Origin of the sequence: Tellurirhabdus bombi (assembly GCF_021484805.1) — a bacterium.
GTDB classification, from domain to species: Bacteria; Bacteroidota; Bacteroidia; order Cytophagales; family Spirosomataceae; genus Tellurirhabdus; species Tellurirhabdus bombi.
This window is the reverse complement of sequence record NZ_CP090557.1, coordinates 4040846-4063268: the sequence shown is the minus strand read 5'-3', so window position 1 is coordinate 4063268 and position 22423 is coordinate 4040846. Positions and strand designations below refer to the sequence as shown.

Sequence of the window (22423 nt, the reverse complement as noted above, 5' to 3'; positions counted from 1 at the left end):
ACGTAGTTATGCTTCATTCATGATACTCCGGAACGTTTCCCGGAAGAAAATAACAACAACGCCTAGAATAAGCCCTAGTATAATACCGGCTTCGGTTCCACGCGGGTCGGTTACATCTTTAACCAACGGCAAGGAAACCGGCTCAATTACGGTAAACAGGGGAGCTTCTTTGATCAATGACAAGCGCAGGTTATCAACTTGCTGGAGCGCTCCCAAGTACTGGGATTGCAGGAAGGTTGAGTTCCGGCTAAGACGGGTCTGCTGAATCTGCCCTTCCGCAACGACCATCTGCTGGTTTTGGTCGATGTAACGCGCGAGATTGCTTTCAGTACGATTTAATAGCCGCGCCAGAGAGTCGGCTCTGTGCGACAGCACATCGTACATTTCGCGCGTTTTCTTCGTTTGCTTGACTTTGTAATCTTCCTCAATGGTTGTCAGAAGATTTTCAGCAAAAACCTTAGCTAGAAATTCCTGTTCCATCCCGACCCGTAACTCAATGAAGGAGGACTTACGGTCAGGTTGGTAAAGCGTTGTTTCTCCTTTGATACGTTCGAAAATCTGCCCCATGGCGATGTTTTCGAGTAGCGTAAACTTTGCGATTGGTTTTTTAGTGAATCGAATATTACGCAGCGTATCGTCGTCTTCCCATTCATCTTCGCGAATGCCGCCTTTCTCAATGTAATAATTAACCAGTAGATTCTTTTTTCCGTTAACGGTCACTTCTTTCAGCAACGTTTTTTCAATTACCGGCCGTGAACGAGAATAAACCAGGAAGTTATCTCCCGTGAAAATGTTGGCATCGGGAGCGCCACCTGCCAGACCAAAAGCACCGGCTAATGCACCCAATTCACCAAAGGAAGAAGAGCCGGAACTACCTCCGCCAAGGTTAAATGTAAGAACAGCCGTGTATATCGTTTTCTTTTTGGTGAAATAGTCGAGGATAAAACCTCCAATTCCACCAATAACCATGAAAATAATAATAAGCTTCCAGTTACGGAGAACGGCATTCTTGATTTGAATGACCCGCATAATAACCGCTTTAGGCGAAATTTGGTCGGGCGGTAACGTATTTACGGGCGGATTTGAATTCACCATGAGTGTTTTAAATCTGGGTACGGAATGCTATCTAAGGGTTCTGAACAAGAGAACAGTTGTCAAGAGCGCCATGACCGAGCTAGCAATTCCCGTTGCTTCGGACAGAACCTGGCGGGCTGTTAACTCATTCGTTGCTTTCTGCGGGATAACGATTGATGCGCCCGGCTCAACCCGTGGGTAGATGTTAAAGAAGGCAAATTTGCGGGTCCGGTCAGCCGATCCGTTGGCGTAAACGACATAAGCACGTTTGCGGGCAGAGCGCGACGTAAAACCACCCGCCTGTGAAATGTAGTCCTGGAAAGTCTGGTTGTTCCGGAACTTAACCGTAGTTGGCAGTAAAACCTCGCCACCAACGCTTACTGTTTCCAAACGCTTTGGAACGCGAAGAACATCACCTTCCTGAAGCAGCATGTCTTCCGAAGAGCCGGGGCGTTCCATGATTCGTTTCAGGCTGATGCCAATAGGTTCCTGTTGGGCTGAATCCCGGGTAACAACATTCACCGTTGCCCGCTGGCTGTCGTTGGCTAGCTCATTGATGGTTTGCTGGCGCATGCTGGCTTCCTGTTGGCTTAACGTTACCGTCCGAAGCAGGGTAGCACCTTCTACGTAAGCATAAGGCGTCAAACCACCGGATAGTTTGATAAGATCCGATACGCGTTGATCTTTGCTTCGAATCGGGTAAGCGCCCGGCGTGATTACTTCGCCTTCAATGGTTGCAAAAGTTTGCTCCATGTAATTAGGTGAGCGGCGAACAATAACCTGATCGAAAGGCTCCAGGTAAAACGGAGTTGCGCCCTGCTTGAGGCTCAAGTCACGGCCTACATCAATTCGGTAAATCTCGGCAATTTGAGCGGTCGTCGACGTAGGGTCAACGTCTTTTTTACGACGAGCTACCTCAATTTGAGAAGCCGCCGCGGCCTCTTTCAAACCACCTGCCTTAATAAGCAGATCTTCGAGGGTCATGTTAGCCGTGTAAGGAACTTCCTGAATCGGAATGTTTACCTCACCTGTGATGCGAATAAAAGCCAGTTCCGTCATTTCAAATTTCGACGGAATAACCACTTGGTCTTCCCGCTGTAATTCTACGTCTGGATCAACGCCGTTGATGATGTTGGCCATGTTCAGCGAGATGTTCTCTACTGCCATGTCTTCCCGCGTCCGGACAAGACTAATGCGTCCTGTAAAGGCATCGCCCCGCAACCCTTCGGCGCTTTTGATGAGCTGGCGTAACGTTTTATTCTGATTCAACGAGTAATTGCCAGGACGGAAGACGGCTCCGGTAATGCTTACCTGATTTTCATACCGATCCAGCAACTGCTCAACGGCAACGTTATCGCCATCTTGCAATGTAAATGTTTTGTAATCTTCCTCCGTTACATCCAGAACTTTCAGTTCCTTATCTGTGAACCGGGTTACTTTAAGGCGTGAGCGGTAAGCGTTGCTGGAAAATCCACCGGCTAAATCGATCAGGCGTTGCATGTTTTCGCCCGGAAGCAATTCGAAAATGTTGTTGCGGCGTACGGGGCCTGTAATTTCAACGTGAGATTTAAACGTGGTGAAACGCAGTACGTCGTTATCTTGTAAGCGGAGGTTGTTACGCTGCACGCCCATGGTCAGGAAGTCGTACAAATCGAGCGTTGCAGCTACCCGGTTGTTCCGAATTAACTGAACGGCTCTGTAAGAACCAACCTCATTGGGACCACCCGCGTCATAAATGGCATTCAAAGCCGTTGACAGTGAGGAAAGTGTATAGGTTCCTGGCTTCACGGCTTCACCAAGTACCGTTACCCGGATGCTGCGTATATCGCCTAGCGTTACGGTCATAAACGTGTTAGCTGGACCGTAAGCACTGTTTTTTAGTCCTACATAGATTTTTGACATCCGATCGCGCAGCCGGGCTTTCGCTGTTTCGATGGTTGAACCCGCTACTTGTACAGGCCCAATTCTTGGAATAACAACAAAACCGTCAGGATTAACCGTTAGGTTGTAATCCATTTCTGAACGGCCATATACATTGATGTTAAGCTCATCATCGGGACCAAGCACATAACCGGCGGGTGTGGCAATGCGCAGGTTGGGTTGAAAGGTCGTCTGGAAGTTTGGATTATTGAATAACTCATAACCAAACAACTTGCGGCGCTGGGCCAGTAATTCGCGGCGGCGGATCGCTTCGTAGGAATCGTCATCAAATAAAGGATCGCCATCTACATTATTGCGTTGGCGTTCGTTCACAACGCTATTGTCAGTGGCATCGCCATTGGCATTTCCCTCGGAACTTTGCTGCGTGGTGGTTTGGCCGACCTGAGAGCGGCCACCTTGTTGATTGCTCTGCGTAGTGGTCGTTGTTGTTGTTCCAGTTCCCTGCTGCGACTGCGACCGCGTTCCTTGTTGTTGCGCGCCGGGCTGCGACCGTGTCCCTTGCTGCTGAGCGCCGGGCAGACCACGGGGGCCTGTACCCTGCGAATTAGGTTGCATTGTTCCGGGTAATTGACCTGGTCTGGAGATGCCACCGGGAAGTTGCGCAGGACTTGCTGGAGCCGGGACCGCCTGTGAATAAGCGTTCAGGACTGTAGTTGTCAACATAATCCCAAGCACGATACGCCGTACTAATTGCATAGAAACAGAATGGAAAGTTTTTAATTTAAAATGCTGAAAATTTGAGAAATTTTGCATATTTTTAAGATATGGTAAGGGCGTTCGGGCAGCGTCACCTTACATTACTCATCAACGGAAAAGTGGATTATGTAGTATCTGAATAATTTCGACCGACAAAGTAAGTGAACTTTTTAATCAAATTAAACAGTTTTCTCTTGTGCGGTTAATTTTCACAATTTGCAATAGGGTTCTATAACTTTTCCGATGAATTTGTGAAATAACTAAGAATTATTTTCATAGTATACATTTCTTAAAAACTGGATACAACGCATTTACTAAATGGCAGAATTAAATCAGGTACAATATACAGAAGACAGTATTCGGTCACTTGACTGGCGGGAGCACATTCGGTTACGACCAGGGATGTATATTGGGAAGCTCGGCGATGGGTCCGCCGCAGATGATGGAATTTATGTCCTGATCAAAGAAGTGATGGACAACTGTATCGATGAACATGTCATGGGACACGGAAAAACCATCGACATAAAAGTGACGGATCACCGGGTGGAAGTACGGGATTTTGGCCGGGGTATTCCACTGGGTAAAGTCGTCGATGTGGTTTCTAAAATTAATACGGGGGGTAAATATGATTCAGGTGCCTTTCAGAAATCAGTAGGACTAAATGGGGTAGGTACCAAAGCCGTCAATGCCTTGTCTACCTATTTTCGGGTGCAGTCTTACCGGGAAGGAAAAACTGTCTGGGCTGAATTTGAACGAGGAATTTTAAAGAACCAGGGTGAGGATTCTACCAACCAGCGCAACGGCACCGGGGTGGTCTTTGAACCCGATAATACCGTATTTAAAAATTTCCATTTCATTCCGCAGTATCTGGAAAACATGATCTGGAACTACTGCTACCTGAATGCCGGACTGGTGGTCAGTTTTAATGGGCAGAAGTACGTTTCGCAAAATGGTCTCCTCGATTTATTACAAAATAAAACCGATGCGGATGCCCTGCGTTACCCAATTATTCACCTGAAAGGGCAAGATATCGAAATTGCACTTACGCACGGAAACCAGTACGGAGAAGAATACTATTCGTTTGTCAATGGGCAGTATACCACCCAGGGAGGAACGCATTTAGCGGCGCTGCGGGAAGCCATCGTAAAAGCCGTTCAGGAGCACTTCAATAAATCGTATGAAGCCTCCGATATTCGGGCCTCCATCATCGGTGCTATTAGTTTGCGGGTTCAGGAGCCAGTCTTTGAATCGCAGACAAAAACAAAATTAGGGTCGCTAAACATGGCGCCTGATCCCGAAAGCCCGACTGTGCGTTCATACGTGGGGAATTTCGTTAAAGAATACCTCGACAACTTTCTGCACATGAATCCTGCTGTTCGGGATGCCATGAAAAAGCGGATTGAACAGTCGGAGCGCGAGCGTAAAGAGCTGGCCGGTATCAAGAAGCTGGCCAACGAACGGGCGAAAAAAGCCAATCTGCACAACAAGAAATTGCGCGACTGCCGCAATCACCTGCCCGATGCCAAGTCTGACGACCGGTATAACACCACCTTATTTATCACAGAAGGGGACTCGGCGAGTGGTTCCATTACTAAATCGCGGAACGTGCAGACCCAGGCGGTGTTTAGCCTCCGTGGAAAACCATTGAATTGTTTTGGCCTGACTAAAAAAGTTGTCTACGAAAACGAAGAATTTAACCTCTTGCAGCACGCGCTGGATATTGAAGATGGGCTGGATAGTCTGCGCTATAACCGCATCGTGATTGCAACCGATGCCGATGTCGATGGCATGCACATTCGCTTGCTGATGCTCACGTTCTTCCTGCAATTTTTCCCGGATCTGGTTCGGAATGGCCACCTTTATATTCTGGAGACGCCCCTGTTTCGCGTTCGAAATCCGAAAAATCACAAAGAAACCATCTATTGCTATTCGGAGGAGGAAAAACTACGCGCAATGGATAAGCTGACCAAAAGTGGAAAGAAAATTGAAATTACCCGCTTTAAAGGCTTGGGCGAGATTTCACCGGAGGAATTTGGGCTATTTATTGGCGATAACATGCGCCTGGAGCCAGTAATCATGGAGAAAGAAACGTCGATACCGAAATTGCTGAGTTATTACATGGGAAAAAACACTCCGGATCGCCAGCGTTTCATCATCGAAAATCTGCGTCTTGAAAAAGACATTGAAGATGTGGCCTTAGTTTAGTTGAGAAGTTTCGGGTTTGAACAAGGACTAGCCGTTCCTTTTCCGAATTCCAATGCTAAAAAAAAGGGTGCCTTTCCGCCGTCATAAGCTGCGTTTCCAGAAAATAGGAGCGGGTTTGTGGCGGCGTTTAGTTTTGGCCCCACTTAGAGATAGGCTTACATTAAGTAGTTTTAAATCAGCAGTTTACTCCTTTTTCTTGTCCAAATTAGGGCGTTTGTCTACTCCTTTTGGGTTGAGGGTATCTTGACGTTCACGCGGTAAATTTTTTAGGAATTCCGGCGAGATTTGGGGCAAATTATTCCTGGAAGAAAGAGCAGGGTTTGAATCAAGAACTCGGGACGTGGGCATATCAGCAGCATTCCCTTTGCCGTTTCGGATGGGCATGTCGGCCGCTTTACCATTATCTTTAACGACGGGCATGTTGTCCACGTTGGCGATAGAATCAGTAACGGCATTCGACGGCTGCTGAGCAAAACTTTTTGCCGTCAACAGAATAAAAAGAAGTGGGACAAAGAATTTCATGGCCTGATTATTAGTTGAATAAAAGACCACGTTGAATCAGAAAGGGTTGCACCGGGAGACTTTTGAAGAGAAATTAAGTGGTCTTATAAACCGCGAGGCCTGTTTGCTGTGTATATCTAACCCGAATTTAGCGTCAGGATTTTTGAACTACATCCTACTTCTAAACCGATTAAAGAGCCTGAAAGAACGTATCGATGCCGAAGTGATGAGGTTATGGTACGGCGGTGCGAAAGAAAACCTGAAAGGGCAACTTACCTGGCGTTTTTCCGGGCTACGATGTGAGCGGAAATTTTTGTGATCCAGGCGAGCGAAGGCGTTCTAGCCCAAATAAGCGGGTGAGGTCATTGGATTTTTTTATAGATTAGCCACGTGAGCCAGGGCAATTTTCTTCTACTTTTGCAGGTATGGCGATAGGGTTTAGCAGAATTTTCTGATTAATCATACAGTAAATTTCTGGTAATTCCTTTTAACTAACTGATAAATAGTCTTTTGGAATATATAGGTTTTGGGTTTTATTGTTAAGCCCGAACCCCAAAATCAGAAAACGAACGAATGACCCTCGAATCCCTCCGTAATCAGATCGATGCCCTTGACAATCAACTGCTGGACTTATTAAATCAGCGGATGGAACTAGTACGGCACGTCGGCGAAGTCAAAAAATCCAGTAATGCCATTATTTACCGCCCGGAGCGGGAAAAGCAAATTCTGGATCGGCTTCACCAGCAAAACAAAGGCTTGCTGACTCCGGCGGCCATTGATGCCATCTTTCTGGAAGTGTTTGCCGTTTCCCGGAACCTGGAAATGCCCGAACGCATCGCTTATCTGGGGCCGGAGGGAAGTTTTACACACCAAGCTGCGGAAAGTCGTTTCGGAGCCATGAGCGAATACATGGTGCTGCCAACCATTCGGTCGGTATTTGAAAGTGTTGAGACAGGGCGGGCGCGGTTTGGCGTAGTCCCCATCGAGAACAACCAGGAAGGCGTGGTGAATGAAACCATTGATCTGCTCTACGAAAAAGACTTACTGATTGCTGCCGAGGCCCAGATTCCGGTTCACTTTACGTTTGCTTCCCAAACCGAAACCCTGAGCGAAATCACGCATATTTACTCCAAAGACATTGCCTTTGGCCAGTGTAGCAAATTTTTGCGGGAGTATTTTGAGGGCTTACCGGCTGAACTCGTACCCGTTGAATCGACCTCAAAAGCGGCTAAATTAGCCGCTCAGCAACCCAAAGCGGCCGCCATCTGCTCGCATATTGCGTCCAAGCTATTCGGCGTTCCTGTTTTGTTTGATAATATTGAAGATACAGACCTAAACCGGACCCGCTTTCTCATTCTGGCAAAAGACTTTAAAAACCAGAAAAGCGGCAATGACAAAACGACCATCGTAGCCCGGCTGCAAAACACAAACAAGCCAGGAGTACTGGCTGCCTTTTTGCAGGAATTTGACGCTCGAAACATTAACCTGACGAAAATCGAAAGTCGGCCTTTGCGGGATGGAGCGACGTTCAAATATTGGTTTTTGATTGAATTTGAAGGGCACGCCAATGACCAGCCTGTGCAGGACATTTTGCAGCGGTATGCTTCCGACGTGAAATGCCTGGGAAGCTACGTTCGGGCGCTGTCCTGAACAGCGTTGACCAGCTATAAAAAGAGAGACGCCAGAATCTACATTTGCTGTGGATTCTGGCGTTTTGCTTTACTGAAGCAAGAGTTTCGCCTGCTCCACGTCCATTTTCATTTGCTCGACCAATTCGGGCAGACCATTGAACTTGAGTTCAGGCCGAAGATAGTGACGAAGGTGAACCGTCAAGTGCTCCCCGTAAATATCCAGATTAAAGTCAAAGATATACACCTCGATAGTTCGATTGATGCCAGCAACGGTGGGTCGGGTTCCGATATTCATGGCTCCTTTCAAAAGCTGGTCCCGGTAAATGACATCAACCGCGTATACGCCGTTAGCAGGAATTAACTTAACCGGGTCGTCTACCTGAATGTTGGCCGTTGGATACCCGATGGTACGGCCTAATTGGCGACCTTTAACGATGGTTCCAGTCAGACTGTAAGGGCGCCCTAAAAACTGCGTAGCCGTGCGAAGGGCGCCTTCCAGCAACGCCCCTCTAATTTTTGAAGAGCTAACGCCGACCGCATCAATGTCTTGGCGGGGAATCTCTTCTACTTCGAAGCCATATTCGTGTGCATGACTGCGGATATAGTCGAAGCCCCCTTCTCGGTGGCGCCCGAAGCGGTGATCGTAGCCAATCACTAGCTTCTTCGTCCCAATTCGATCAATCAAAATTTGCTGGATGAATTCAGCCGAGGTTAATTCGGAAAACGACCGCGTAAACGGAATGACCACCAGGTTATCCACGCCGGCCTTTTCTAGCAACTCTATTTTTTCGTCTAATGTAGACAGTAATTTCAAATCCAGGCTGTCGTTGGAAACCACCGTGCGCGGGTGCGGCCAATACGTCAGCACAACGGTTTGGCCCTTGTTCGCGCGAGCAATTTCAGTAAGCCGGTTGAGTATTTTCTGGTGACCTAAATGGACGCCGTCAAAAGTGCCACTGGTTACAACAGCGTAAGAAAGTGGCTGAAACGTATCAATACCGTGGTAAACGTTCATGAAAGTACGGATCCTCTAAACTTCGCAATAAAATTTTCGATGGTGTCGGCATCTTCTACCCGAAATTCGCCAATTCGGGTACGGCGCAGCGCCTTTAGGTAAGCACCGTTTTGAAGCGACAAACCTAAATCACGAACCAGACTGCGAATATAAGTGCCTTTGGTACAGATGATGCGGAAATCGACTTCCGGAAAACGGGTGGTATCTACCTCAAAAAGCGAAACCGTAACGGTGCGGGATTTGATGTCGGCCGTTTCGCCCCGGCGTGCCTTCTCGTACAGGCGTTCACCGCCAACCTTGACGGCTGAATAGATAGGAGGAATCTGCTGAATTTCGCCCGTTAATTGCTGAGCCGCTTCCTGCACTTGTTCCGGGGTGATGGATGATACGTCAAATTCGGCATCAAAATCAGTTTCCAGATCAACGGAAGGAGTGGTTTTTCCCAGCACCAGTGTGCCCGTATATTCTTTTTCCTGAGCCTGATACTGGTCTATTTGTTTGGTTTTTTTACCGGTGCAAAGGATAAGCAGTCCGGTTGCCAGGGGGTCAAGCGTCCCGGCGTGACCGATTTTCTTGAATTTACAGGCATAACGCAATTTGTTGACCGCATCGAACGATGTCCATTCAAGGGGCTTGTCGATCAACAGAACCCGGCCTTCATCAGGGACGGGATTTGCGTCGGGAGTTTTTTGATTGGTTGTTGTACTCACGATGAAAAATTTTCACAAAGCTACAAGGTATCAACAATAAACGGTTTCATAAGGCTCATTTAATAGCTATGTAGCCACCAAGAAGCGAACTGAGCGCCAAACGAACTTGTTAGAAAGACACTCAACTAGCCTTGTCAAAAAGAAGAAGGCAGGTATTATTAATCAAAAACGCTCCTAAAAATACAACGATGAAAGTAGAAATCTGGTCCGATATTATGTGTCCGTTTTGTTACATCGGAAAACGGAAGTTCGAAGCCGCTCTGGCTGATTTTGACCACAGTGATAAAATTGAAATAGTCTGGAAAAGTTTTCAGCTCAACCCCGATATGGAAACTGATCCGAGCAAGAACATCAACCAGTATTTGGCGGAAGCCAAAGGCTGGTCACTGGATCATGCCAAGCAAATGAACGCCCATGTTACGGGCATGGCCAAAGAAGTCGGGTTGCAATACGATTTCGACAAAGCAGTCCTGGCTAATTCATTTGATGCGCACCGGTTGATTCAGTTAGCGAAAAAACACGGTAAGGGCGATGCCATAGAAGAGCGCTTGTTCAAGGCTTATTTCACCGAAGGCGAAAACACGGCTGACCACCAAACGCTGCAACGACTAGGCGCTGAAATAGGTCTGGATGCCGATGAGATTAGCCAGGTTTTAAGCAGTGATCAATACGCGGAAGCAGTCGATCGGGATATTTATGAAGCCCGGCAGGTAGGTGTGCGAGGCGTTCCGTTTTTCGTTTTTAATCAGAAATATGCCGTTTCGGGTGCTCAGGGCAGCGAGGTTTTCCTGGGTGCATTAAACAAATCATTTGGCGAATGGGAGGAGCCCAAACTGACGGTTATTGAAGGGCCTGCCTGCACTCCCGATGGTGATTGTGCCTAAAAATTAGAACAAAAGAACAAGAACGAGCCCAATAAGAGCGGGGAGCCCCTGCACGAAAAAGATGCTTTTTTGCGCCGTTAAAGCCCCGTAAATACCAGCGACAAGCACACAGCTGAGAAAAAAAGTGGCTACGTGATCGCTCCAAACGGGATCGCTAATCAGCAGAGACCAGATTAGTCCGGCTGACAAAAATCCATTGTAAAGGCCCTGGTTCGCTGCCAGGGCTTTTGTTTTTTCGAACAAATCCGGCGGGAGTGATTTAAACGTTTTTTTGCCTTGCGTAGTCCAGGCAAACATCTCAATCCAAAGAATATAAAGATGCAGCAGGGCAATGGCAGCAATAACGAGCATAGTAATGATGTTCATTTGGATCAGAAAGCGGTTGGTAGATGATGGAAGCGATGGTCTTATTATTGGATTTGGTAAAGCTAAGTTATAATTTTCTCTTGCATCAATTCTGCAATTATTTTTGTCTAAAGACTTTTTGACTTAGCTTGCTACCCGAAAGAAAAGCGTAAAATTCAGCGCTTCGGTAGGAGTATTTATGTAAATAATGGCTCTTACTGAACGCAGAAGCCTAAACACCATCACCTTCAGTATGCATACGTTTCACATCAATCGCCGCCATTTTTTGCAAGGTGCCACTGCTTCGCTCGCCCTTACCGCATTCGGAGCCCATGGAATGGATATTATTAATCCAACAAAAACGCTCCGGGTGGGATTGATTGGAACCGGATGGTACGGAAAAAGTGACTTGTTTCGCCTGATTCAGGTGGCGCCCGTCGAGGTGGTAGCCCTCTGCGATGTCGATAAAAACATGCTGAATGAAGCCGGAAAACTGGTCAGCCAACGGCAGAAATCGGGCAAGACGCCGCGTCTGTACGGCGATTACCGCAAAATGCTGGCCGACAGTAACCTGGATATTGTTTTGATTGGTACGCCGGACCACTGGCACGCCTTGCAAACCATCGACGCGCTGAAAGCTGGCGCCCACGTTTACGTGCAAAAACCCATTAGTGTGGATGTGATGGAAGGGGAGGCGATGGTGGCCGCCGCGCGAAAATACAAGCGAGTGGTTCAGGTCGGGACGCAGCGTAAAAGCACGCCCCACCTGATCGATGCGAAAAAGAACATTGTGGATGCAGGTTTGCTCGGCAAGGTGTCGCACGTAGAGATGTGCTGTTATTACCACATGCGGAATAACGGAAATCCGCCGGTGGTGCCGGTCCCTGATTTTCTGGATTATGAAATGTGGACGGGGCCCGCTCCCTTGCGCCCGTATGATGGGCTGCCACACGTGCGTTGGTGGCGGACGTTCATGGAGTACGGCAACGGCATCATGGGCGATATGTGCATTCACATGTTTGATACGGTGCGCTGGATGCTAAAACTAGGCTGGCCGAAACGCATAAGTTCAACGGGCGGTATTTATGTCCAGAAAGAAGGAAAGTCTAATATTTCGGATACCCAGTCGGCCATTTTTGAATACGACGGCTTAAACTGCGTGTGGCAGCACCGGAGTTGGGGAACTCCTGCCAACCCGGAATACCCCTGGTCGTTCACCTTGTACGGCGAGAAAGGTACGTTATTTGGGAGCACCATGTCCTACGATTTTGTTCCGCAGGGCAAAGGCGAGAAAATTCACAAAGACGTGGTGTATGAGAAGGAAAAGTACCCAGAAGACTTGAAAGAAGACAGAATTGAGTTGAACGCCGCACCGGCCACTCGGTTGCACATGCTCGATTTTCTGGCAGCTATCGAAGGAGGTACAAAACCCATCGCCGATATTGAAGAAGGCCATATTTCGACGGCAAGTTGCATCTTGGCTAACTTATCGATGCAGACAGGTCGCCCGATTGTGTATGACCCTGGAAAACGGGAAATTGTTGGCGACCGGGAGGCAAATGGGTTGCTTCAGCGCCCTTACCAACAGCCCTGGACTCATTCCGACCCAAAGCGCGTATAGGATTTTGTCCATTTCACGGGGCAAAGAAAAAAACAGATGTGGTAAAAACACTATTGGGGCGTAGAAAATAGAAGTCTTTTTGGCGGCTTCTAGCTGAATGATTGGTAAAAGTAGAAGACTGTTGATTTTCAACGTAAAACCAGAAAAAATATTGCTTTCAGGCCCAATATAAATTAAATCTGCCAAGGTTATTTATCAGCGTTCTGACAGCCAGATATTTACTGGTGATTATTGACTTTTTCCTACTTTACTGTCTCTTTTTCTCCTTAAGTTTCCGTACCTTTACATCCCGTAACTACGACAATAAGTTTTCAGACATGGCTATATCCGGTCAGAAAACCGCTAAGTACATCTTTGTTACGGGCGGTGTGACATCTTCATTAGGCAAGGGCATTATTGCTTCTTCGCTGGCTAAATTGCTTCAGTCTCGTGGCCTTTCGGTTACGATTCAAAAATTTGATCCATACATTAATATTGATCCCGGAACGCTCAATCCGTACGAGCACGGAGAATGCTATGTTACCGATGATGGGGCGGAAACCGACCTTGACCTCGGCCACTACGAGCGCTTTCTGAACATTCGTACGTCACGGGCTAACAACATCACCACCGGGCGAATTTACAACAACGTAATCACCCGCGAGCGCAAAGGCGACTTCCTGGGACGGACGGTGCAGGTGGTACCGCACATTACCGATGAAATCAAGCGTAATATTCGTTTGCTCGGCGAAACCGGCGAGTACGATATTATCATCACCGAAATCGGTGGTTGTGTGGGCGATATCGAGTCGTTGCCCTTCGTGGAGGCGGTTCGCCAGTTAAAGTTTGAACTGGGCGAAAAAGATACGCTGGTTATTCACCTGACGCTGATTCCTTACCTGCAATCGGCGGGAGAGTTGAAAACCAAGCCGACGCAGCACTCAGTTCGGATGTTGCTGGAAAATGGAATTCAGCCGGACATTATCGTGTGCCGGACCGAGCATCCTTTGCCCCCAGATATTCGCCGTAAAGTGGCGTTATTCTGTAATGTTCAGCCAAGCTCGGTAATTGAGGCCATTGATGCCGAAACAATCTATGACGTGCCGCTGCTGATGAAAAAGGAAAAGCTCGATCAGCGCGCGCTTTACATGCTTGATTTGTACAACGATCAGGATGCTGAACTGGATTCCTGGAAGGATTTTCTGGGTCGGTTGAAAAACCCCAGCGATTCGGTCACCATCGGTTTGGTGGGAAAATACGTTGAACTGCGGGATGCCTACAAGTCAATTGCAGAAGCATTTATTCATTCAGGAGCGCAGAACGAATGTAAAGTGAACATTGAATGGATTCAGTCGGAAACACTGGCGAACCCAGATCACTGTCACGAGCGTCTGCGGGATCTGGACGGCATTCTGGTGGCTCCCGGCTTTGGCGAGCGCGGAATCGAAGGCAAAATTAATACCATTCGTTATGCCCGCGAAAATGGCGTTCCCTTCTTTGGAATCTGCCTGGGGATGCAGTGCGCCGTTATTGAGTTTGCCCGCAACGTGTTGAACCTGCCGGAATCCCACTCCTCAGAAATGAACCCCGAATCTCCAAATCGGGTTATCGACATGATGGAGAGCCAGAAACAGGTGAAAAACCTGGGAGGTACAATGCGTCTGGGCGCTTATCCCTGCAAGATCAAGAAAGATTCGCAGGCGTATAAGGTATACGGAAAAACCCAGATCAGCGAGCGTCACCGCCATCGTTACGAATTTAACAGTGAGTATCAGGATCAGTTTGAAAAAGCAGGCATGATCGCTACGGGAATTAATCCCGATACAGGCCTGGTCGAAATTGTTGAGCTAAAAAACCATCCCTGGTTCGTCGGCGTTCAGTTTCACCCTGAGCTGAAAAGTACCGTGATGAATCCGCATCCGCTGTTTGTGCATTTTGTTCGGGCATCCCTGGAGTATTCTCAACAGAAACGCCTTGTGGATAGTCCGGTGAATGTTGGTTAAGCAAACGGAAAGGCGTAATTTTGTGCCTCTTTGTACCGCACAGTCCTAAATCTGTGCTTTTCTCCCGCACAGCAAGGATGCTGTGCGGTACACTTTTAAAAAATGGATCGTAATCAAGTAATTGGAATTGTGTTGATTCTGGTGATGCTGCTGGGCTATCAACTCTTAGTACCAAAGCCGCAGCCGGAGAAAGAACCAGAAAAGAAAAGCATGCAGTCGCAGCCGTCAAAAGCCGCGGTTCAACAGGCTGAAAAAGCCCTTGATAGTACAACGGCCAAGGCGCTGTACGGTGATTTTGCTTCTGCGGCCATCGGTCAATCCCAGAATCTGGTGGTTGAAAACGCCGACATTCGCCTGACTTTTAGTACAAAAGGAGGCCAGGTTACCTCGGCCCTGCTGAAAAAGTATAAAACCTACGATGGCAAGCCTTTGGTGCTATTTGACGAAAAGAGTTCAAGCATGGTTCTGGAACTGCCAACCAGACGAGGTATTGTCAATCTGTCCAATCTGTTTTTTAGCACGGATACGCCCGCACAGACAATGGTTCAGGGTAACGCCCAGAAAGTAACATTCCGCCTGGCGTTAGCGGGTAACCAAACGATTGAGCAGACGTATACCATTCCGGCGGAAGGCTACGCCGTTGAGTATGATCTGAAGCTGTCGAATCTGGATGGAACCGTTACGAACGACAACGTTCGGTTTGCCTGGCAGGATAAAATGCGGCAGCTTGAAAATGATCTGAACGAGAACCGGAAAGAAGCAACCATCCATTACCTGACTGCCGACGAAAATTTTGAAGAGCTGCCGAAAGATGCCACGGGCAACCGTGAGCAGGTAGTAGAAGAGCCAGTTCAATGGTATTCCATCAAACATAAATACTTCTTAGCCAGCTTTATCGCTAAAAATAGCGCTTTCCCAACGGCTACGTTCAAAACGCTGGTAGATCCAACCGACAGCTCGGTAGTTAAAACGGCCATTGCGAACATAACGCTTCCGATGACGGATATCAAAGGCGGAAAAGGAGCCTATCGTTTCTTTTTCGGACCAAACGATTATCAATTGCTGAGTGACGTAGCTCCCGAATTTGACCGGAACGTTTATTTGGGTTACGCTTTCCTGAAGCCAATTAATAAATACTTCTTTGTGCCGGTATTTAACCTGCTGGAAACATTCATCAGCAATTACGGCGTATTGATTATTGTGCTCGTATTGTTCGTGAAGCTTCTGCTGACGCCTTTGACCTATCGCTCCTACATGAGCATGGCTAAAATGCGTTTGCTGGCACCGGAAATGGCCGAAATCAAAGAAAAAGTAGGCGATGACATGGCCAAAATGCAGTCGGAGCAGATGAAACTCTATCAACAGGTAGGTGTTAGTCCACTAAGTGGCTGTATTCCGGTACTGGCAACCATGCCCGTGTTGATGTCGTTGTTTTTCCTGTTTCCGAACCTGATTGAACTACGTCAGAAACCATTCCTGTGGGCCAATGACTTATCGACCTACGATGCATTTATCAAATTGCCGTTTAGTTTGCCTTTCGCTGGAGATCACATTAGCTTATTTACCTTGTTTATGACGGCGTCCAGCTTGGCGTATGCCTGGTACAACAACCAGATGACACCAGCCACGGCGCAACCGAATACCCCCATTAACATGAAAGCGTTAAGCTACGTCTTCCCGTTGATGTTCATGTTTGTGTTGAACTCGTTCCCGGCAGGTTTAACGTTCTATTACTTCGTTTCCAACGTTGTAACGATCGCGCAACAGCAGTTAATTCGTCGCTTTGTGAATGAAGACAAGATCCGCGCCGTACTAGACGAGAATAAACGGAAGTTTGAGCGGGGCGAAGGAGGTAAGAAATCGAAATTCCAGGATATCTTGCAACGTTCATTACAGCAGGCTGACGAAGCGCGTAAACAGGCCGAAGAAGCCAAAAAACGGGCCGAACAGCGGAACAAGAAGAAAGACTAAGAGGAGCTTGCCTTAAACTTATGGGCAAAGCCGTTTAATTTTACCATTAAGGGATTAGCTGTGATGACTCGGTTTGAGGGCGAAAATCATGGCTAATCCCTTAATTGGTTTAGACTAACACCTATCCAAATTTGTTACTACTACATGAAGAAGCTATTGTTGGTTATTAGCATCATAAATCTGTTGCTCTTCTGCTCAACCGTTGCCGTAGAGGCACAGTCTGATGCAGCCGAGCGCCGTTATCGTGCCGGTATCCAGTTAATTCGGGAAGGTAATTACGAAAAAGCCAAGCAGGAGCTGGCACCTTTAACCGAGCGATCAGGCGGCGGGGTAGTGCCGTATGCGTATTTCTACCACGCACTAGCCGATTTCAAATTGAAGAATTATACCGGGACTCAACTCGTTATTCGGCAGCTTTTGGAGCGTTTTCCAGACTGGGAAAAAAGAAACGATGCTTATTATTTGCAGGCAGCTTCTTACCTGGAACGAAAAGAATATGACAAAGGCCTGGAAAGCCTATCGCAAATTATAGAAGCATCCGCCTCCCTGAAGGCGGATATTGCTAAATTGGAATCGTTTCATTTCAGCCAGATTACCGACGTAAGATACCTGAAAAGCCTTCAGCGAGATTTCCCCAACAACCGGGGTTTAGCCCTGGCCCTCATTGACCAAATCCAGAAAACATCCTCCGACAAAGCCGATCTGGAATTGTCGGACCGGCTAACCAATCGGTTTGGTATTCCAGCAGCTACCGTCGTTCGCAAGACCGTTATCGTAGAGCCTGACGCTCCTCGGGATGCCGCGAATTTGCCGACGGAGCGGAATCGGAATCGGGGTTATTTTAATATAGGTATCTTATTTCCTTTTCGGGTCAATGAACTGGCTTCAACGGAGCGGGCACGTACCAATCAGTATGCGCTGGATCTGTACAATGGCATGAAGCTGGCGAAAACGAAATTGCAAAGTGAAGGGATTACCGTGAATTTGTTTGCTTACGATGTCGATAACGACACGACGAAAATGAACGAAATTCTCAATAATCCGTCATTCATTCAAAATGACCTTTTGTTTGGACCTTTGTACGCTGAACCAAATCGGCTTGCTACAGAATTTGCGACGCAAAACAGAATGGTTCTGGTGAATCCAATCTCAACCAGCGGGGAGTTGATTGCCAATCAACCAATGGCTTTCCTGGCCCAGCCGTCCCTAAACCAGCAGGCCCTGCAAACCTTAAATTTTGCCCAAAGTTTAGGAACCGGCAAAAAAGCAGCAGTCTACTACGGAAATAATCGCAAGGATTCTACGTTGGCTGCTACCTATCTAGTAGAACTAAAACGCGCTGGTTTCCAGCTTATTGAAGCTAAAAAATTAGTGGCTGATACGGAAATAATTAAGCTTACCGAAATCAATACGCCGGGTCACGTTTTTCTAGCGTGTAGTAACGAAGCGATTGGCCCGAAGCTTTTGAAAACACTTTCTGCTCGCAAGGTCGCCGCACCTGTTATTGCGACGGCGAGTGCCTTTGATTTTAATAAAGCCCCATTGTCAACCTTTACCCGAAGTGAATTATATTTAGTCTCTCCAGACTTTGTGGACAATCAACGTTCTGAAGTAGAAGCGTTTAACAATGAGTATCTGGAACAGCGTAATCTTATTCCATCGGTTTACGCCTACCAGGGCTACGACATGGTACTTTTCTTTGGTCGGATGATGGCGCGCAATCGGGGGCAGCTTCCAGGTCGGTCTCAGCTAAAATCGGACGGCCAGACAGATTACCTGATTTCGGGCTTTAACTATACTACTTCCAACGAAAACCAAGTAGTCCCAATCGTTAAATTCGAGGAAGGGCGTTTTGTTATTGTCAATAAGTGATTGATTGAATAAGATCAAGTTCAACCCATTACTTACTAACTAATTTAAAATGAGTATAAGCCAGCAACTTTTTGAGAAAGCCAAAACCCTGATTCCGGGTGGGGTTAATTCGCCGGTCCGTGCCTTTCGGGCAGTAGGGGGAAATCCAATTTTCATCAAATCGGCCAAAGGGCCATACATCTACGACGAAGATGGCAAGCAATACATTGAGCTAATTAACTCGTGGGGTCCTATGATTTTGGGCCACGCCTTTGAGCCGGTGGAAGAAGCCGTTCGGGAGGCAATTCAGCATTCTTTTTCGTTTGGAGCACCAACGCGCAAAGAAGTTGAAATGGCCGAACTGATTGTGGACATGGTGCCTTCCATCGAGAAAGTTCGCATGGTTAATTCAGGAACAGAAGCAACGATGGCCGCTATTCGGGTGGCCCGTGGGTTCACCGGCCGCGATAAGCTCATTAAGTTTGAAGGCTGTTACCACGGGCATGGCGACTCATTTTTGATTGCGGCTGGTAGCGGAGCCGTGACGATGGGCGTTCCCGATAGCCCTGGTGTTACCAAAGCAACTGCTCACGATACGTTAACGGCACCATACAACGATTTGCGCGCTGTCGAAAAGCTAATTGAAAACAACCACAACCAGATTGCCGCCATTATCCTGGAGCCGGTAGTGGGTAACATGGGTTGCGTATTGCCCGAGCCCGGCTTCCTGGAAGGGTTGCGCGATTTGTGCGATCAAAACGATATTCTACTGATTTTTGACGAAGTGATGACTGGTTTTCGCCTAGCCAAGGGGGGCGCTCAGGAGCGATTCCGCATTCGCCCTGACCTGACAACGATGGGTAAAATCATCGGTGGAGGCATGCCGGTAGGAGCTTATGGCGGTCGGAAGGAAATCATGGACATGGTTTCGCCGGCAGGACCCGTTTATCAGGCTGGAACGCTTTCGGGAAATCCGATTGCTATGTCGGCAGGTTTAGCCATGTTACGCTACTTGAATGAACATCCGGAAGTGTATACTCGTCTGGAAGCAACGGGCGAGCGATTGACAACGGGTTTTCAAGCCAGCTTACAAAAGCTCGGTCTGAATTATACCATCAATCACCTTGGTTCAATGTACACGCTGTTCATGACCGAGAATCCGGTTATCAACTTTACGGATGCTAAATCCTGCGATTTAACTTTGTTCGGAAGTTATTTTCAGGCCATGCTAAAGCGGGGTGTTTACCTGGCTCCGTCGCAGTTTGAAAGCCTGTTTCTTTCGGTTGCGTTGACAGACGAGCTGGTTGATCAGGTGATTCAGGCCAACGAAGAATCTTTGGCAGAAGTACTTCAGACACGCTAGAAAGCATGATGCGCTTTTCGGTCATCATACCTGTTTATAATCGCCCCGAGGAGTTGCGAGAGCTGCTGGAAAGTCTGGTGGCGCAAACCCGTTTGCCCGATGAAGTGGTAGTCGTTGAGGATGGCTCAGTCGATAAGGCTGAAGCCGTCGTCAACGCATTTATGGATCGATTGACCATCTATTATTACTTCAAACCTAACACCGGGCAGGGATTTACACGTAACTACGGATTTGAGCGGGCTACGGGCGACTATTTCATTATCTTCGACTCTGATGCCATTGTTCCGGCAAACTACCTGGAACTGGTTGAAAAACACCTTCAGGAATCTAAGCTGGATGCTTACGGAGGTCCTGATGCGGCGCATCCGCAGTTCACGCCCATCCAGAAAGCCATTAGCTATTCCATGACTTCGCCGTTTACGACGGGAGGGATCCGGGGCAGCAAAAAAAACCTGGGGGGTACGTATCATCCCCGCAGTTTTAACATGGGCTTTTCGCGGCGGGTATACGAGAAAATTGGAGGCTACAAGATTAGTCGGATGGGCGAGGACATCGAGTTTGCCATTCGGATTATTGAAAACGGGTTTAAAACCGGACTGATCCCCGAGGCGTTTATCTACCACAAGCGACGCACGGATTTTCAGCAGTTTTACCGCCAGTTGCGTTTCTTTGGGCGGGCCAGAATTAATATTTCTCGTTTCTTCCCGGCAGAATTGAAACTGGTACATGCGTTTCCCGCCTTATTTACGCTTTTTTTGGCCTCGATTCCGGTTTGGGCGTTCACGAGTAAGCTACTTTTTAGTCTGGCAGTGGGGGTACTAAGTATTTTTTCGCTGGCGATTCTCATTGATGCCAGCCGGAAAGAAAAAAGCCTGAAGGTAGGTTTACTGAGCGTAGTAGCAGCGTATGTGCAGCTTACGGGCTATGGAATGGGCTTTTTATTGGAAGGCTGGAAGCGCCTGCGTGAGCCGAAAGAACACAAAGAAACGGGGGAGTTTATGGAATATCCTTCCTAAATAAATCAGCAAAGGGCCACGTTGTAAAATGGGGATGTGTCCCTTTGCTGTTTCAAGCTTACTTCTTGCAGAAGTAGATAATCTCTCCGCCGGGCAGGGCAAACTTGGCAACTTCTTCCTTCGGCATTTCCATCACAAACCGATCTTCCTTCACGGTGAAACCACCTTTGGCGAGGCGTTCAGGGTAGTCCTGCCCAAACAAACGGAGGTGATCGCTCTGCCAGAAATGTTTCTCCCGTTCGCGGGGATCCGTGATGCTCGGGTCTTCGTAGGTAGTCGTGCGGCTGTAATCAATAGGTGACTGGATGATTGCCCAGCCGCCGGGCTTTAGCACCCGATAAAGTTCACTGCTCGCCTTAATGTCGTCGTCAACGTGTTCCATCACGTGGTTACAGAATGCAACATCAAACGTATTGTCGGGAAACGGAATCTGGTGAATATCCATTTTCACTTTGGCCAATGGCGACTCAATATCAGCCGTGATGTAATCCAGATTTTTTTGTTTTTCGAACCGGTCGATAAAGCAATGCTCGGGAGCTACGTGCAGGACTTTAAGATTATCCCGGAAAAAATTTGTGTTACGTTGGAGGTAAAGATACATCAATCGGTGGCGTTCCAGAGAAAGGCAATCCGGGCAAAGCGCATTTGGACGGGCGGGCATCCGGCCATAGGGTAAAAATTCCCGGAAGTGGTTATTGCAAACCGGGCAGACAACATTATCACCCCGATAAAACAGGGCCATTATTTTCATCCCATAAGGGCTAATGCGTTGCAGAATAGGGCGTGGAATGTACCGGAGAACTAGACTGATTAGTTGTTTCATAGGGTTATTTTAACCGAATAACCGGCAAGAATACATCAAAATGATAACTTTTTCTTAACAAGTAGTGACTAAATGTAGTTAGGCTCATACTTTTGTTGATTAAATAATCTAGATAGTATGGCAAATCCAGCAAAACCACCCGGCCGTCGATTGGTGAAACGCATGAGTACGCGAACAAAATGGCTCCTACTGGCTCCCATAAGTCTGGTACTGATTGGCTATGGACTTTGCGTATTCAGTGAAGCGGCTTATTTAAAAAATACAGGAGAACCCTTTAGACGCTGGTTTTTGCTGGGTACCTATAGTCTGATAGTCATCAATACCGGAATTTCTTTGTTTGGACAGTCCGTTATTTACCGGGCGCAATTAACAATCCGCCGGGAATACCGCCGACGTATCCGGAAAGAAATTCGGGAACACCTGAAAAAAGAAAACCCCGTTCGAAAGCCGGAACGAGGTAAACGAAGTGACATTGAAACGAAGTGACAAAGAAATAGTTACAGATCTTTGTCACTTTGAATGCGGTAACTAATCATTAAGCAGCTGCTTGCCCTTTTTTCTCCGCAAACGAAGCTTTGATGGCTTCTACGTCTACGTTTTTGATATCTGGTCTACGCAGTAATTGCTTAATTTTTTGCTGCTTATTGTTAGCGCGAGCCTTGTTCTTACGGTCTTTACGCTTTAGTTCAGTAACTCCCATCGTTGTATTTATTAGGTATCTATATCAAAAGAGTCCGCAAAATTAGCAGAAAGAAGGCAATTATACCAGTCATTTGCGGATAAAAGTCAACAGT

Annotated in this window: 18 protein-coding genes; 10 read left to right on the top strand and 8 right to left on the bottom strand. The window is 47.4% G+C overall.

The features are described 5' to 3' along the window. Positions 1–6: 6 nt before the first annotated feature. Both L0Y31_RS17145 and L0Y31_RS17140 read right to left on the bottom strand, forming a co-directional pair. A complete protein-coding gene (locus L0Y31_RS17145; RefSeq protein WP_234734306.1) occupies positions 7–1095 on the bottom strand; it encodes a hypothetical protein in 1089 nt (362 codons plus the stop codon). A 27-nt stretch (positions 1096–1122) separates the two neighbouring features. Then, positions 1123–3678: a polysaccharide biosynthesis/export family protein gene (locus L0Y31_RS17140; RefSeq protein ID WP_234734305.1), complete on the bottom strand. Its 2556-nt coding sequence runs from the start codon at positions 3676–3678 to the stop codon at positions 1123–1125. Positions 3679–4029: 351 nt separating this feature from the next. Here L0Y31_RS17140 and L0Y31_RS17135 point away from each other — a divergent pair, with 351 nt between their 5' ends. After that, a complete protein-coding gene (locus L0Y31_RS17135) occupies positions 4030–5916 on the top strand; it encodes a DNA topoisomerase IV subunit B (protein WP_234734304.1) in 1887 nt (628 codons plus the stop codon). 183 nt (positions 5917–6099) lie between these two features. Here L0Y31_RS17135 and L0Y31_RS17130 read toward each other — a convergent pair whose 3' ends face one another. Beyond that, the gene (locus L0Y31_RS17130) at positions 6100–6438 is read right to left on the bottom strand and encodes a hypothetical protein (protein ID WP_234734302.1); all 339 of its coding nucleotides are present in this window, start codon (positions 6436–6438) and stop codon (positions 6100–6102) included. A gap of 552 nt (positions 6439–6990) precedes the next feature. On the opposite strand from L0Y31_RS17130, the gene pheA reads away from it, so the two are divergent. Continuing rightward, positions 6991–8067 carry a prephenate dehydratase gene (pheA, locus tag L0Y31_RS17125; RefSeq protein WP_234734301.1) on the top strand — a complete coding sequence of 359 codons (1077 nt, stop codon included), beginning with the start codon at positions 6991–6993 and terminating at the stop codon, positions 8065–8067. Positions 8068–8136: 69 nt separating this feature from the next. Here the strand turns inward: pheA and L0Y31_RS17120 are convergent, their stop codons facing one another. Together L0Y31_RS17120 and truB are read right to left on the bottom strand one after the other, a co-directional pair. Beyond that, positions 8137–9063 carry a bifunctional riboflavin kinase/FAD synthetase gene (locus L0Y31_RS17120; protein WP_234734300.1) on the bottom strand — a complete coding sequence of 309 codons (927 nt, stop codon included), beginning with the start codon at positions 9061–9063 and terminating at the stop codon, positions 8137–8139. Then, positions 9060–9773: a tRNA pseudouridine(55) synthase TruB gene (gene truB, locus L0Y31_RS17115; protein ID WP_234734299.1), complete on the bottom strand. Its 714-nt coding sequence runs from the start codon at positions 9771–9773 to the stop codon at positions 9060–9062. The genes L0Y31_RS17120 and truB overlap by 4 nt, the downstream gene beginning before the upstream one ends. A 188-nt stretch (positions 9774–9961) precedes the next feature. Here truB and L0Y31_RS17110 point away from each other — a divergent pair, with 188 nt between their 5' ends. Continuing rightward, entirely contained in the window at positions 9962–10657 is a 696-nt protein-coding gene (locus L0Y31_RS17110) for a DsbA family oxidoreductase (RefSeq protein WP_234734298.1), read from the top strand. A 3-nt stretch (positions 10658–10660) separates the two neighbouring features. Here the strand turns inward: L0Y31_RS17110 and L0Y31_RS17105 are convergent, their stop codons facing one another. After that, a complete protein-coding gene (locus L0Y31_RS17105) occupies positions 10661–11023 on the bottom strand; it encodes a DUF1304 domain-containing protein (RefSeq protein ID WP_234734297.1) in 363 nt (120 codons plus the stop codon). A 232-nt stretch (positions 11024–11255) separates the two neighbouring features. On the opposite strand from L0Y31_RS17105, the gene L0Y31_RS17100 reads away from it, so the two are divergent. The 6 genes from L0Y31_RS17100 (at position 11256) to L0Y31_RS17075 (ending at position 20806) form a co-directional block, all read left to right on the top strand. Continuing rightward, the gene (locus L0Y31_RS17100; RefSeq protein ID WP_234737195.1) at positions 11256–12623 is read left to right on the top strand and encodes a Gfo/Idh/MocA family protein; all 1368 of its coding nucleotides are present in this window, start codon (positions 11256–11258) and stop codon (positions 12621–12623) included. A 317-nt stretch (positions 12624–12940) separates the two neighbouring features. Next, a complete protein-coding gene (locus tag L0Y31_RS17095) occupies positions 12941–14605 on the top strand; it encodes a CTP synthase (RefSeq protein ID WP_234734296.1) in 1665 nt (554 codons plus the stop codon). A 102-nt stretch (positions 14606–14707) separates the two neighbouring features. After that, positions 14708–16576, top strand: a complete 1869-nt coding sequence (gene yidC, locus L0Y31_RS17090; RefSeq protein WP_234734295.1) for a membrane protein insertase YidC — start codon at positions 14708–14710, stop codon at positions 16574–16576. A gap of 144 nt (positions 16577–16720) precedes the next feature. Next, a complete protein-coding gene (locus L0Y31_RS17085; RefSeq protein WP_234734294.1) occupies positions 16721–18448 on the top strand; it encodes an ABC transporter substrate-binding protein in 1728 nt (575 codons plus the stop codon). Between the two features lie 49 nt (positions 18449–18497). Then, complete coding sequence (hemL, locus tag L0Y31_RS17080; protein ID WP_234734293.1) at positions 18498–19790, top strand: glutamate-1-semialdehyde 2,1-aminomutase; 1293 nt, start codon at positions 18498–18500, stop codon at positions 19788–19790. Between the two features lie 8 nt (positions 19791–19798). Next, positions 19799–20806, top strand: a complete 1008-nt coding sequence (locus tag L0Y31_RS17075; protein WP_234737194.1) for a glycosyltransferase family 2 protein — start codon at positions 19799–19801, stop codon at positions 20804–20806. Between the two features lie 58 nt (positions 20807–20864). Here L0Y31_RS17075 and L0Y31_RS17070 read toward each other — a convergent pair whose 3' ends face one another. Beyond that, the gene (locus L0Y31_RS17070) at positions 20865–21629 is read right to left on the bottom strand and encodes a class I SAM-dependent methyltransferase (RefSeq protein WP_234734292.1); all 765 of its coding nucleotides are present in this window, start codon (positions 21627–21629) and stop codon (positions 20865–20867) included. Between the two features lie 117 nt (positions 21630–21746). Between L0Y31_RS17070 and L0Y31_RS17065 the strand changes: the two genes are divergently transcribed. Further along, entirely contained in the window at positions 21747–22115 is a 369-nt protein-coding gene (locus tag L0Y31_RS17065) for a hypothetical protein (protein ID WP_234734291.1), read from the top strand. Between the two features lie 49 nt (positions 22116–22164). Here the strand turns inward: L0Y31_RS17065 and L0Y31_RS17060 are convergent, their stop codons facing one another. Beyond that, complete coding sequence (locus L0Y31_RS17060) at positions 22165–22329, bottom strand: hypothetical protein (RefSeq protein ID WP_234734290.1); 165 nt, start codon at positions 22327–22329, stop codon at positions 22165–22167. Positions 22330–22423 lie beyond the last annotated feature (94 nt).

What these genes read in the sequence shown, in the direction of transcription:
- L0Y31_RS17065 (WP_234734291.1), top strand. Translation starts at nt 21,747, where the DNA reads ATGGCAAATCCAGCAAAACCACCCGGCCGTCGATTGGTGAAACGCATG.
- L0Y31_RS17105 (WP_234734297.1), bottom strand. Translation starts at nt 11,023, where the DNA reads ATGAACATCATTACTATGCTCGTTATTGCTGCCATTGCCCTGCTGCAT.
- hemL (WP_234734293.1), top strand. Translation starts at nt 18,498, where the DNA reads ATGAGTATAAGCCAGCAACTTTTTGAGAAAGCCAAAACCCTGATTCCG.
- L0Y31_RS17070 (WP_234734292.1), bottom strand. Translation starts at nt 21,629, where the DNA reads ATGAAACAACTAATCAGTCTAGTTCTCCGGTACATTCCACGCCCTATT.
- L0Y31_RS17095 (WP_234734296.1), top strand. Translation starts at nt 12,941, where the DNA reads ATGGCTATATCCGGTCAGAAAACCGCTAAGTACATCTTTGTTACGGGC.
- L0Y31_RS17075 (WP_234737194.1), top strand. Translation starts at nt 19,799, where the DNA reads ATGCGCTTTTCGGTCATCATACCTGTTTATAATCGCCCCGAGGAGTTG.
- L0Y31_RS17060 (WP_234734290.1), bottom strand. Translation starts at nt 22,329, where the DNA reads ATGGGAGTTACTGAACTAAAGCGTAAAGACCGTAAGAACAAGGCTCGC.
- L0Y31_RS17140 (WP_234734305.1), bottom strand. Translation starts at nt 3,678, where the DNA reads ATGTTGACAACTACAGTCCTGAACGCTTATTCACAGGCGGTCCCGGCT.
- L0Y31_RS17135 (WP_234734304.1), top strand. Translation starts at nt 4,030, where the DNA reads ATGGCAGAATTAAATCAGGTACAATATACAGAAGACAGTATTCGGTCA.
- L0Y31_RS17145 (WP_234734306.1), bottom strand. Translation starts at nt 1,095, where the DNA reads ATGGTGAATTCAAATCCGCCCGTAAATACGTTACCGCCCGACCAAATT.
- yidC (WP_234734295.1), top strand. Translation starts at nt 14,708, where the DNA reads ATGGATCGTAATCAAGTAATTGGAATTGTGTTGATTCTGGTGATGCTG.
- pheA (WP_234734301.1), top strand. Translation starts at nt 6,991, where the DNA reads ATGACCCTCGAATCCCTCCGTAATCAGATCGATGCCCTTGACAATCAA.
- L0Y31_RS17085 (WP_234734294.1), top strand. Translation starts at nt 16,721, where the DNA reads ATGAAGAAGCTATTGTTGGTTATTAGCATCATAAATCTGTTGCTCTTC.
- L0Y31_RS17100 (WP_234737195.1), top strand. Translation starts at nt 11,256, where the DNA reads ATGCATACGTTTCACATCAATCGCCGCCATTTTTTGCAAGGTGCCACT.
- L0Y31_RS17110 (WP_234734298.1), top strand. Translation starts at nt 9,962, where the DNA reads ATGAAAGTAGAAATCTGGTCCGATATTATGTGTCCGTTTTGTTACATC.
- L0Y31_RS17130 (WP_234734302.1), bottom strand. Translation starts at nt 6,438, where the DNA reads ATGAAATTCTTTGTCCCACTTCTTTTTATTCTGTTGACGGCAAAAAGT.
- L0Y31_RS17120 (WP_234734300.1), bottom strand. Translation starts at nt 9,063, where the DNA reads ATGAACGTTTACCACGGTATTGATACGTTTCAGCCACTTTCTTACGCT.